Source organism: Pseudomonas sp. GW822-FHT02E03, assembly GCF_058802325.1.
The window spans coordinates 76020-88325 of sequence record NZ_JBXAOA010000012.1 but is presented as its reverse complement, the minus strand read 5'-3'; the positions used below and the strand labels follow the sequence as shown (position 1 = coordinate 88325).

Genomic DNA, 12306 nt, shown 5'->3' with positions numbered 1-12306 from the left:
CAACAGGTTTGCCGTGGACCTTGTGGTGTTCCAGTACATCGGCGATGAATGCTTTCAACCGCGTGTAAGTACGGTCCTGGCTGCAGAATGCCTCCAGCCGGTCTATGGCATGGGCCGACATGGTCGCGTAGCGATCGTCGTCGTGTCGGGCCACGTCATAACTGGCCTGATAGGCCTGGCACAGCGACTCCCAATTGGCGGTATAGCGCAACGTGCGGTAGGCAGAGCGTGGATCATGAGGCCAGTTGGTCAGCTCTTCTGTCGACTCGATGATGAAGGCGTTATCGGCATCGACGTAATCACCCATCGCCGTGTTCGACGGAGCCACTGCGGGTTTGCCGCAGGACATGAATTCCATCAGCGGCAGACACTGCCCTTCCCCATACGACGTGTTCACCACGTAACGGGTTGCCTGCACCAACTGCTCGTAATCGGCGTCCGCCAGATACCCGTAGATCAACACGATCCGGCAACGATAGGGCTGATTCTGGTACAGCTTGGGCAGCAGATCGCTCAGCGCCTGCTCGGCATCGAAATGGGTCAGCTTCAAAACCAGCGTCGCGTCTTCCACATCACGGAATGTGGAGCAAAAAGCGCTGAGCATATCCTCCCAGTTTTTACGGCCATCGCAGGGGTTGAACACCGACGTGTAGACAACGCCGTCGAGCATCAACTCCCGCTCGCCAACCGGAGCCTTGAAATCAATGCCCGTGCCTGTGCGCAACGGCGCTGGAGCATAAGCCCGCAGATCGACTGCCCGGCTATCGACCAACAGCCCCTTGAGCTTGAGTCTGACCTGACCTGCCAGCGGTCGCCGTTCCAATTGCCGTCCCCGTGCACAGAACCGGTCCCACACCGGAGACGGTATCGCGGTGATGGGATAATCGGCGCCCATGGCATTGCGCACCGCATTGACCGTGTAGCTGGAATGGGTAATCGCCGCACCTGTCGACGCCAGAACATTGCGCCAATCGTTGCGCGGATCGTCGTACCAGCTTTCGTCCGGAATGGTGCTGAATTCCCATGCAAATACCGGAACGGTCGGGCACGCATAGTGAGTGGCCGTGCGGTGGGGAGGCGAGAACGACAGAAACACGCATTCTTCATTCCGGGCCAGGCATTCACCGTAAAGGCGGTCGACCTCCTCATCGGGGTTGGTGACTTCCAGCACCGTGCCCAGTCGTTCGAGCACGGGGCGAAATTCCTTGAGTACGAAGTAGTAACTGTATTCAGCACGACCAAGATTTTGGGTGATGGTGCTCTGATTGGTTTCCGAATAAATCAGGATCAGCATGATGCGTTATCCGCCACGTTGACGGCCGAGGCCGTTTCCAACTCGCCCGCCTCCGGCCGCCCGAGAAACGCCAGCAGGCGCGGTTGCCATGAAGTGACCAGGCAGTAATCGTGCATGCGCGCGATGGCAGCACTCGACATGGCCTCGTAGGCCTGTGGTTGTTCCTTGGCCATCGCGTAACTTTGCTGGAACGCGATTTTCAGCGAGCCCCAATCCGGCCGATATTGCCGGGTGCGATAAAGCGTGCGGACATCCTGCGGCCAGGCCGCAGGCTCGGCACTGGACCTGACCACAAACGCCACGGTGTCGTCGATGTAGTCCTCCATGGCACTGTGATCCGGCGCGATGGCCGGCGTACCGCGGGCCATGAACTCCATCACTGGAAGACACACTCCCTCACAATGTGAGGCATTCACGTAGAAGCTCGCAGCCTGGTAAAGCCGTGTCGATTGCGACTCATCCAGTTCGCCATGCAATACCAGCACTCGACAGGCAAACGGTGAGAGCTGCCTGAGCACGGTGAGTACTTCGACGTAATAAGCCGCAAGATCGGCCTGGGTGATTCTCAACACCAGCGTGGCGTCCGACGTGTCACGAAACGCCCAACAAAACGCCGAGATCAATCGCGGCCAATTGCTGCGGCCATCCTTGGGGTCGAACACGCTGACATACACCACGCCATCGACCCTGGTTTCGGCCCGCTGGCCGAGGTCCGGCAAATCGAGTGCTGGCGGTGCAGGTATGGGCAGCGGACCCGCCACGCCCGGCAGGTACTTGGCCAGCCGCGAACGCAATGTGTCCGATAAAAGATCCTGGACGCCTTCCCAATACCACTGCTTCAGATACTGGATTCGATGGCCACGCTCCGGCAGTGACGGCCCTCGAACAACGTCCCTAATCCAGGCCCGCAGATAGTGCTTGGCAATAATGAAGCGTCGATGTGGCGTCAGGGGTGGAGGTTTCAGCGCCTCAATGCGCGCCAGCTCTTCAGCGGTAGGCACCGGGGGAAGCAGATCGTCGGCGTGCAGCCTAAGCACCCGCGTATCGAGAATGCAGCCGGTGATATCAACAGTGCTCCCCGGGTTAATCGGCACTGGCTGCACGGGTTCGCTGGCGGTGGCGAAAGCTTGCCAAAGCGGCACGGGCAGGACCAGCACCGGGAAGTCCTCGCCCAACGCCTTGCGGATCGCCCGTGCGGCGTGGCTCGAGAGCGTGATGACTCGACCGTGAATACCAAGGATGCGACGCCAGTCTTGCTGCGGGTCGCTGCTTTCTTGCCCAGTGGGGATCGAGTCGAACTCCCAGGCCATCACGCAAACGGTCGGGCAGCTGAGGTCCGTGGGGGTGTCATGTGGCGCGGCGAACGAGAGGAAAATACTTTCCTGACGCTCTTGCGACAGTCGCCGGACAAGGGGGTCGACCTCTGCGATCGACGCCACAATATGAACGCTTCCAAAGCTCCCGAGCACCCGTCGGTAAGCCTGGAGGATAAACGCGTAATCGTATTGAGGACGACCGACCGTTTGACCAGTCAGGTTATCGTTCACGGCTGAGTAAAGAATGAAATTCATAGCATCCCACAATGAAACTGCCATCCCGGCAGCCCCACTTTATGACGGTAGAGAAACGGATAAAGCCAGGTATCACCTGTGCCCTTCCATCGTCTTCGTACCCGTCTACGTTCTTGTTTTAGTGGTCAGTTTCGCGGAGTTTCAAAATAACCCTGCCGAACCCTGGGCGATCGTGACGAGGGGCATTCTAAACACATCCGTTAAGGGTTCGTGAACCGCTCGGCGAGAATAAATAGGCCTGCGAAAACGAGAACTGACCGGTCACGGTGGGACCTGTTGAAATTGCTGCGCAATTGGCACAGATTGACTACCAAACAACTACAACAACGACTTTGCCTGTCTTCCTACGAAGATTTTTCTTCGGTCTGACAGACTTTCCCTAAAGCCTGCGGGAAATGGCAGAAGTTTAGACATTGAGGGGACCGCTGCTTGAAAAAGCGTCTGTTCGTAACGGGTCTGAGTGGATTCGTAGGACAACACATCCAATCTCGTCTGAAGGCTGATGCCTCGGAATGGGAACTGCTGCCTGCCCCTTCCCGTTACGATCTCGTACAGCCAGAAAGCCTTGAAGGCCTGTGGCCGCAGATGCCCGATGCGGTCATTCATCTGGCCGGCCAGACCTTCGTTCCCGAAGCCTTTCGTGATCCGGCACGTACGCTGAATATCAATCTGCTGGGCACCCTTAACCTGCTTCAAGCCCTCAAAGCCCGTGGCTTCGCCGGTACGTTCCTGTACGTCAGCTCCGGTGACGTCTATGGCCAGGTCAACGAAGCCGATCTGCCCATCACCGAACGCCAGCCACCCTGCCCGCGCAATCCTTATGCCGTGAGCAAACTGTCGGCGGAGTTCCTGAGCCTGCAATGGGGCCTGAGCGAAGGCTGGCCGGTGCTGGTCGCTCGTCCGTTCAACCACATCGGCACCGGGCAGAAGGACAGCTTCGTCATCGCCAGCGCGGCGCGGCAGATCAGCCGAATCAAGCAAGGCCTGCAAACACCGCAACTGGAAGTCGGTGACATCGACGTCACTCGCGATTTTCTCGATGTGGGCGACGTGGTGTCGGCCTACTTCGCCTTGCTGGAAAAAGGCACGTCGGGACAGGTCTACAATATTTGCTCGGGGCGCGAGCAGAGCATTCGCAGTTTGATCGAACAGCTGGGGGATCTCGCCCAGGTCGATGTGCAACTGATTCAGGATCCGGCGCGTCTTCGCCGCGCGGATCAACGTCGCGTTTGTGGCAGCCATGCCAAGCTTGCCCAGACCACAGGCTGGACGCCTGAAATCACAACACAACAATCCTTGCGGGCGATCCTGTCCGACTGGGAGAAGCGAGTACGACAAGAATGACAAAAAGTGCATTGATCACAGGGATCACCGGTCAGGACGGCGCCTATCTGGCCAAGTTGCTGCTCGACAAAGGTTATAAAGTCCATGGCCTGGTGGCGCGGCGCAGCAGCGATTCACGTTGGCGACTGCGCGAGACCGGGATCGAGGGCGATATCGTCTATCTGGATGGCGATATGGCCGATGCCTGCTCGGTGCAGCGCGCCGTAATCAAATCGGCACCGGATGAGGTTTACAACCTGGCGGCGCAAAGCTTTGTCGCCGCCTCCTGGGATCAACCGGTGACCACCGGCATCGTCGACGGCCTGGGCGTGACTCACCTGCTCGAAGCGATCCGTCAGTTCAGTCCGCACACCCGTTTCTATCAAGCGTCCACCAGCGAAATGTTTGGCTTGATTCAGGCCGAGCAGCAGGACGAAAACACGCCGTTTTATCCGCGCAGCCCTTACGGCGTGGCCAAACTCTATGGCCACTGGATCACGGTGAACTATCGCGAAAGCTTCAACCTGCACGCCAGCAGCGGGATCCTGTTCAACCACGAATCACCGCTGCGCGGCATCGAGTTCGTGACCCGTAAAGTCACCGACGCCGCCGCCCGCATCAAACAGGGCAAACAGCAGGAACTGCGCCTGGGCAACATCGACGCGAAACGCGATTGGGGATTTGCCGGCGACTACGTCGAAGCCATGTGGCTGATGCTGCAACAGGACACGCCTGACGATTATGTGGTCGCCACCGGCGTGACCACCACCGTGCGCGAAATGTGCCGCATCGCCTTTGATCACATTGGCCTCAACTACCGCGACTACGTGAAGATCGACCCGGCGTTTTTCCGCCCGGCCGAGGTAGAAGTGCTGCTTGGCAACCCGGCCAAGGCCCAGCGCGTACTGGGCTGGAAGCCAAAAACCGATCTGGACACCTTGATCCGCATGATGATGGATGCGGACATCAAACGCGTTGCCAAGGAGTAGGCCATGCTGATTCCCGTGATTCTCTCCGGCGGTGCCGGCACCCGGTTGTGGCCGGTGTCCCGCGAAGGCCATCCCAAGCCGTTCATGATCCTGCCCGACGGTCAGTCGCTGCTGAGTAAAACCTATCGGCGTGCGGCCGGCTTGCTCGATGGCTGGGGCGATATCGTCACGGTGACCAACCGCGACTATTACTTCCAGAGCAAGGATCACTATCAGGAGGCGTGCCTGGAGCGCCATCGCGGGCATTTTCTGCTCGAGCCGACGGGCCGCAACACAGCCCCGGCCATTGCGGCGGCAGCCCTTTCGCTACAAGCCCTGCACGGCGACGAAGCGATCATGGTGGTGATGCCCGCCGACCATCTGATTCTCAACGAAGACGCCTTGAAAAGCGCGGTCGAGCACGCCGTGGCGCTGGCCAAGTCTGGTCATCTGGTGACGTTCGGCGTCGTGCCGACAGCCCCGGAAACCGGCTTCGGCTACATCGAAACCGGTGCCCCGCTGGACGACAAAGGCGCCGCCAAGGTGCAGCGCTTCGTCGAAAAACCCGACCTGCAAACCGCCACGCATTATCTGGAGAGCGGCAACTTCCTGTGGAATTCGGGGATGTTCTGCTTCTCGATCGCCACGCTGCTGGCCGAGTTGCACCTTCACGCCCCCGCATTGCTGGAACAGGCTCGGGCCTGCATGGCGGCCAGTGCGCCGGTGGAAACCGGCGGTTGCCTGCAACAGGAACTGTCGCCAACGCACTTCGCCGAAATCACCGACATCTCCATCGACTACGCCTTGATGGAGCGCTCCGACAAAGTGGTCGTGGTGCCAGCCTCCTTCGACTGGAGCGACATCGGTTCCTGGGGCGCCGTGGCCGCATTGGTGCCAGCCGATGCACAGAACAATCGCGCCAGCGGCGAGGCGATCTTCATCGACAGCCACAACAACTTCGTCCAGAGCGAAGACCGGTTGGTCGCCGCAGTGGGTGTGGATAACTTGATCATCATTGACACTGCCGATGCAGTGCTGGTGGCCCACGCCGACCGCGCCCAGGATGTGCGCCGGGTAGCCCGGCAGCTCAAGGACAAAAAACACGAAGCCTATCGCCTGCACCGCACAGTCAGCCGCCCGTGGGGCACTTACACCGTGCTCGAGGAAGGTCCGCGCTTCAAGATCAAGCGTATCGTGGTCAAACCCGGCGCCAAGTTGTCGTTGCAGATGCACCACCACCGCAACGAGCACTGGGTGGTGGTCGAAGGCATGGCCAAGGTCACCAACAACGGTTCCGGGTCGCACCTGGTGGCCAAGAACGAGTCGACGTTCATTGCCGCCGGGCACAGGCACCGTCTGGAAAACCCCGGCGTGATCGACCTGGTCATCATCGAAGTGCAAAGCGGTGAATACCTGGGGGAGGACGATATCGTTCGCTTCGAAGACCAATACGGCAGGACGGTTTGAATGTTGCTTTCCCTGTATCGCTCGCTGTGGGGCTATCGAGGTTTCATCCTCGGTAGCGTCAAGCGAGAGTTTCAAGCACGTTATCGCAATTCGCTGTTCGGTGCCCTGTGGACCGTACTCAACCCGTTGTCGATGATCGTCGTCTACACAGTGATTTTTTCCCACGTCATGCGCGCACGCTTGCCGGGTGTGGATGACGGCATGGCCTACAGCATCTACCTTTGCGCCGGGTTGCTGACCTGGGGCCTGTTTTCGGAAATCACCCTGCGCAGCCAGAACATGTTTCTGGAAAACGCCAACCTGCTGAAGAAAATCAGCTTCCCGAGAATCTGCCTGCCGGTGATCGTGCTGTTCAATGCCGGCATCAACTTCGCGATCATCATCGGGCTGTTCCTGGGCTTTCTGCTGATCACCGGGCGCTTGCCGGGCATGGCCCTGCTGGCGTTGCTGCCGCTGATCGCGCTGCAAGTCATGTTCTGCGCCGGTCTGGGGATGATCCTCGGCGTGTTGAATGTGTTCTTTCGCGATGTCGGGCAACTTTTCGCCATCTGCCTGCAATTCTGGTTCTGGCTGACACCGATCGTTTACCCGCTGAGCATCCTGCCCGAGTGGGTCCAGCGGCTGTTGCAACTCAACCCGCTGACGAACCTGATGGGCAGTTACCAGAACCTGTTCCTCTACGGCCAATGGCCGGTCTGGAGTTCGCTGCTGCCGATTTTCGTGATCGGTGTGTTGTTCTGCGTGATCGGGCTGCGACTGTTTCGTCAGCGGGTCGGCGAAATGGTGGATGAACTCTGATGGGACACATACGCGTGACGGGCCTGGGCAAGGCCTACAAGCAATACCCCACACGCTGGAGCCGACTGGCTGAGTGGCTGATCCCGTTTTCGCCGATCCGCCATCGCCAACACTGGGTGCTGCAAGACGTAGCGTTCGAAATTGCTCCCGGTGAAGCGGTGGGCATCGTCGGGGTCAACGGTGCCGGCAAAAGTACCTTGCTGAAGATGATCACCGGCACCACCCAACCCACCTGTGGGCAGATCCAGCTCGAAGGCCGCGTTGCCGCCCTGCTGGAACTGGGCATGGGGTTTCACCCGGAGTTCACTGGTCGACAAAACGCGATCATGGCCGGGCAACTGCTGGGCATGCAGGTCGAAGAAATCGAAGCCCTGATGCCACAGATCGAACATTTCGCGGAAATCGGCGAAGCCATCGACCACCCGGTGCGCACCTACTCCAGCGGCATGCAGATGCGCCTGGCGTTCAGCGTGGCCACCGCGCGGCGCCCGGACATCCTGATCGTCGACGAAGCGCTGTCGGTGGGCGACGCCTACTTCCAGCACAAGAGCTTCGAACGCATCCGCAGCTTTCGCAGGGCCGGCACCACATTGCTGATCGTGTCCCACGACCGCTCGGCGATTCAGTCGATCTGCGACTCGGCGATTCTCCTGGAGAACGGTCGCATGGCCATGCACGGCAAGCCCGAAGCCGTCATGGACTACTACAACGCCCTGCTCGCCGAGCGCGAAGGCCAGACGGTGCGTCAGGAAATGCTCGCGGACGGCCAGGTGCAAACCGTTTCCGGCACCGGTGAAGCCGGGATCCTCAGCGTGCGCATGCTCGATGAGCGCGAACGTGCCATCGATGCCGCCGAAGTCGGCCAGCCGGTCGTGCTTGAGGTGCAAGTCGAAGTGCGCCAGGACATTGAACGCCTGGTGCTGGGTTTCATGATCAAGGATCGCCTGGGCCAGGCCATGTACGGCATCAATACCCATCGTCAGGACCTCGCCCTCACCGATCTGCAGGCCGGCGAGCGGCTGACCTACCGCTTTGCCTTCGTCATGGGCCTGGGCAAGGGCAATTATTCCGTGGCCCTGAGCCTGTCGCGACTGGACTCGCACCTGGACCGCAATTTCGAGTGGCGCGACTACGGCCTGGTGTTCCATGTGATCAACAACCGACACGAAGACTTCGTCGGCTGTTCGTGGCTGGCGGCGAAAACCACCATCACCCGCGCGGCCGAATCGATTGTTTCGGAGCACACGCCATGACCCGTCTACTGGTGGAGTGCACGTACGTGTTCCAGCACCCCAAGGTCAATTCGGGCATTCAGCGGGTGGTGCGCAACGTCATCAACCAGTTGCCTGAACGCGTCGATGGCGTTGAGTGCATCCCGGTGGTGATGCTCAAGGGCAAGCTCTACCGGGTTCTGAAACTGAGCCCTTCAGGCATCCCTTTTTTCAACGGGCTGATGGAGTTCGGTGGGCGCCTGGAGCGATTGGCTCATCGTTTCTGGCAACTGCACCAGCGCCTCGACAAACGCTGCACCTCGCGATGGACCCGGCGCGCGCTGTACGCGGCTTACCGCCTCACGGCGCTGGCGGGTTTCAGCGTACCGCTGCGTCTGATTGATCAGATCAATCACTATCACCTGCCCAAACGTTGCTCGCCGCTGCAGCATCAACCGGGCGATCAACTCGTGTTGCTGGATTCGTCCTGGCACGCCGATTTCTTCCCGTTGGCCGAACAACTCAAACGCGAAGGCGTGGGCATTGTCTCGGTGATCTACGACCTGATTCCCCTGACCCACCCGCAGTTCTACGACACGCGACTGGTGCAGATTTTCAACGAGTGGTTCGACTGGATCGCCAAAACCGCCGACGGCTACGTGGCGATTTCCGCCACGGTGCGCGATCAGGTGCGCGATGAATTGCATCGTCGCGTCGGTCCTGCCAAAGCCGACACCTTGTGGTTCGACTACTTTCACCTGGGCTCGGAGCTGGACCTGCGCGAAGAAACCGCCGCTGTCGAAACACGCCTGACCCGGCTGTTCGATACCCCCGAACCAGTGTTCCTGATGGTCAGCACCATCGAGCCGCGCAAGAACCACGACTACTTGCTGGACGCCTTCGAACTCGCCTGGGCCGCAGGCTCCACTGCCCGTCTGTGCATCGCCGGGCGCATTGGCTGGAAATGCGATGCCCTGCTCGCCCGGGTGCGCAATCACCCGGAGCTGAACAGGCGGTTGTTCATGTTTAACGACCTGAGCGACACCAGCCTTGAACACGCCTATTCCCACGCCAGTGCACTGGTGTTTCCGTCCTACGTCGAAGGCTTCGGCCTGCCACTGGTAGAAGCCATGCAGCGCGGTTTGCCGGCCATGGGCAGTGACATCCCGGTCTTCCGCGAAATAGGCGGCGAGTTCATGGCGTACTTCGACCTGGCCGAACCACAAAACCTGGCCGATCTGGTTGCCCGATTCGAGAGCAGCAAACAATTCCCGGCCGCCCGCGATGTGGCGGACTGGCGCTGGATTGGCTGGCGTGAAGCCAGTGCGCAACTGGCCGAGCGAACCCTGCGCAACCTGGTGGAAACACCCGTCGTGCAAGAGAGGCAACATGCGAATTGCCCTTAACGCCCGAATCCTCCAGGCCCCGCGCACCGGCATCGGCCATTACGTCGCCGAACTGGTGAATGCCCTGGCCGGTGAGCCCGATGTCGAGTTGTCGCTGTTCCATGGCTGGGGCTGGAGTTCTTCGCTACCCGATGCTGCCATGCCGGGCTACTCGCGACTGACGCCGTTGCTGCGGCAGATACCGGGGGCGTATCAGGCTCGACGCTGGCTGGCGCAGAAACGCTTTGATCAAGGCCGTGCGCAGGCGATCGACCTTTATCACGAACCCAGTCTGTGGCCGTTGTCGTTCGACGGCCCGACGGTCATCACCCTGCATGACCTGACACACCTGCACTATCCCGAGACACAACCCCCGGCACGCCTGCGAGAAATCGAGCGGCGACTGGCCGATGGCGTGCAACAGGCGCAGCTGATTCTCACCGACTCGCAGTACATTGCCGACGAGGCTCAAGCCTGTTTCGCACTGCCGGCCGAGCGTTTTGTAGTTGCCCCGCTGGGCGTGGCGGCACGTTTCCACCCACGCGAACCCGAGGCCATCGATACGTTGCTCAAGGCCCACGGGGTCGAGATGCGGGATTATTTTCTCTGCGTAGGCACCCTGGAGCCACGCAAGAACCTGACGCTGGCCCTGCGCGCCCACGCCCAACTTCCGGAAGCATTGCGTCAGCGCTTTCCGTTATTGATCGTGGGCATGGCCGGCTGGCAGCGCGAACACTTCAACGATGAGCTGCGCCAGGCATTGGCCAATGGTCATGTGTGTTTGCTCGGTTATCTGCCCGACGAGCAGGTCGCGCAGCTGTTGGCAGGCGCCCGGGCGCTGATTTTCCCGTCGCGCTATGAAGGCTTTGGTCTACCGGTGCTGGAGGCCATGGCCAGCGGCACGCCGGTCATCCTGACCCGACGTTCGGCCATGCCCGAAGTCGCAGGCGTTGCGGGCAACTATATTGAACCTGACGATCCAGACGGCTTGCGCGATGCCATGCGCCGTCTGATCGACGATCAAACACATTGGCAGGCATGCTCGAACGCCGGATTGCAGCAGGCAAGGCTATTTTCCTGGGAGCGCTGCGCGAAGATCACCGCCCGCGCCTACCGCCAGGCCATGGGAGGTTGAATGCGAGTTCTTCATTTTTTCAAGACGTACCTGCCTGACTCGGTCGGCGGGATCGAACAAGTCATCTTCCAGTTATGTGAAAGCGGCGCCCAGCATGGCATTGAAAGTCAGGTGTTGACCCTCAGTGCCGATCCGACACCGCCGGTGGTGCAACTCGGTCAGCACGAAGTCCATCGGGCCAAACTCGACATTCAGTTCGCTTCCACAGGCTTTTCTTACAGCGTCTTCAAGCAATTTCGCGAAATGGCCGCTGAGGCGGACGTGGTCAATTACCACTTCCCGTGGCCGTTCATGGACCTGGTGCATTTCTTCAGCGCCATGAACAAACCCAGCGTAGTGACCTACCACTCGGACATCATTCGTCAGAAGCACCTGCTCAAACTTTACCGGCCACTGATGAACCGCTTCCTTGCCAGCGCTGACCGGATCGTCGCCGCCTCTCCTAACTATCTGCACACCAGTGATGTGTTGCAGCAGTTTCAGGACAAGACCCGCGTCATTCCCTATGGCCTGAACAAGGCAGGTTATCCACAGGCCGATAACGAACGCATGAACCATTGGCGGCAAAAGCTTGGGGATAAGTTTTTCCTGTTTGTGGGCGTGATGCGCTATTACAAAGGCCTGCACATTCTGCTCGACGCCTTGAAAGACGTGGATTACCCGGTGGTGATTGTTGGCGCCGGGCCGCTGGAAGCCGAACTGCACGCCCAGGCCGCAGCGTTGGGTTTGCGCAATATTCACTTTCTGGGGCGTCTTGGCGACGAAGACAAAGTCGCGCTCCTGCAACTGAGTTACGCGATCGTATTTCCTTCGCACCTGCGCTCCGAAGCGTTCGGCATCTCGCTGCTCGAAGGCGCGATGTACGGCAAACCGATGATCTCCAGCGAAATCGGCACCGGCACCAGCTACATCAACATCCACAACGAAACCGGGCTGGTGGTGCCGCCGAGTCATCCACAAGCGTTCCATGAAGCCATGCGCACACTCTGGGAAAACCCGACGCTTGCAGCCGAAATGGGCGTGAAGGCAGAGGCGCGTTATCGGCAGTTGTTCACGGCGGAAGAAATGGGTCGCAAGTGGACGACGTTATACGAAGAACTACTGGAAGAAAAATCCCTGTCCTACGCCTAACTCATGTGGGAGCGGGCTTGCTC

Annotated in this window: 9 protein-coding genes and 1 pseudogene; 8 read left to right on the top strand and 2 right to left on the bottom strand. The window is 59.8% G+C overall.

Annotation, left to right across the window (positions count from 1 at the left end; translation table 11 throughout):
- Positions 1-16: 16 nt before the first annotated feature.
- Positions 17-1294: pseudogene (locus AC1RQB_RS11855) on the bottom strand (glycosyltransferase); the annotation flags it as partial.
- Positions 1288-2889 carry a glycosyltransferase gene (locus tag AC1RQB_RS11850; protein WP_063342043.1) on the bottom strand — a complete coding sequence of 534 codons (1602 nt, stop codon included), beginning with the start codon at positions 2887-2889 and terminating at the stop codon, positions 1288-1290. The gene AC1RQB_RS11850 and the pseudogene AC1RQB_RS11855, both read right to left, overlap by 7 nt.
- Positions 2890-3294: 405 nt before the next feature.
- Here AC1RQB_RS11850 and AC1RQB_RS11845 point away from each other — a divergent pair, with 405 nt between their 5' ends.
- The 8 genes from AC1RQB_RS11845 to AC1RQB_RS11810 are packed head-to-tail and all read left to right on the top strand — an operon-like array spanning position 3295 to position 12283.
- On the top strand, positions 3295-4209 hold the full coding sequence (locus AC1RQB_RS11845; RefSeq protein WP_063342042.1) for a GDP-mannose 4,6-dehydratase: 915 nt from the start codon (positions 3295-3297) through the stop codon (positions 4207-4209).
- A complete protein-coding gene (gmd, locus tag AC1RQB_RS11840) occupies positions 4206-5177 on the top strand; it encodes a GDP-mannose 4,6-dehydratase (protein ID WP_008073617.1) in 972 nt (323 codons plus the stop codon). Before AC1RQB_RS11845 ends, gmd begins: the two co-directional genes overlap by 4 nt.
- Before the next feature lie 3 nt (positions 5178-5180).
- On the top strand, positions 5181-6623 hold the full coding sequence (locus tag AC1RQB_RS11835) for a mannose-1-phosphate guanylyltransferase/mannose-6-phosphate isomerase (protein ID WP_063342041.1): 1443 nt from the start codon (positions 5181-5183) through the stop codon (positions 6621-6623).
- Positions 6624-7421: an ABC transporter permease gene (locus tag AC1RQB_RS11830; RefSeq protein WP_063342040.1), complete on the top strand. Its 798-nt coding sequence runs from the start codon at positions 6624-6626 to the stop codon at positions 7419-7421.
- Complete coding sequence (locus AC1RQB_RS11825; protein ID WP_063342039.1) at positions 7421-8674, top strand: ABC transporter ATP-binding protein; 1254 nt, start codon at positions 7421-7423, stop codon at positions 8672-8674. Before AC1RQB_RS11830 ends, AC1RQB_RS11825 begins: the two co-directional genes overlap by 1 nt.
- The gene (locus AC1RQB_RS11820; protein ID WP_063342038.1) at positions 8671-10038 is read left to right on the top strand and encodes a glycosyltransferase family 4 protein; all 1368 of its coding nucleotides are present in this window, start codon (positions 8671-8673) and stop codon (positions 10036-10038) included. The genes AC1RQB_RS11825 and AC1RQB_RS11820 overlap by 4 nt, the downstream gene beginning before the upstream one ends.
- Entirely contained in the window at positions 10022-11152 is a 1131-nt protein-coding gene (locus AC1RQB_RS11815; RefSeq protein WP_063342037.1) for a glycosyltransferase family 4 protein, read from the top strand. The genes AC1RQB_RS11820 and AC1RQB_RS11815 overlap by 17 nt, the downstream gene beginning before the upstream one ends.
- The gene (locus tag AC1RQB_RS11810; RefSeq protein ID WP_063342036.1) at positions 11153-12283 is read left to right on the top strand and encodes a glycosyltransferase family 4 protein; all 1131 of its coding nucleotides are present in this window, start codon (positions 11153-11155) and stop codon (positions 12281-12283) included.
- Positions 12284-12306 lie beyond the last annotated feature (23 nt).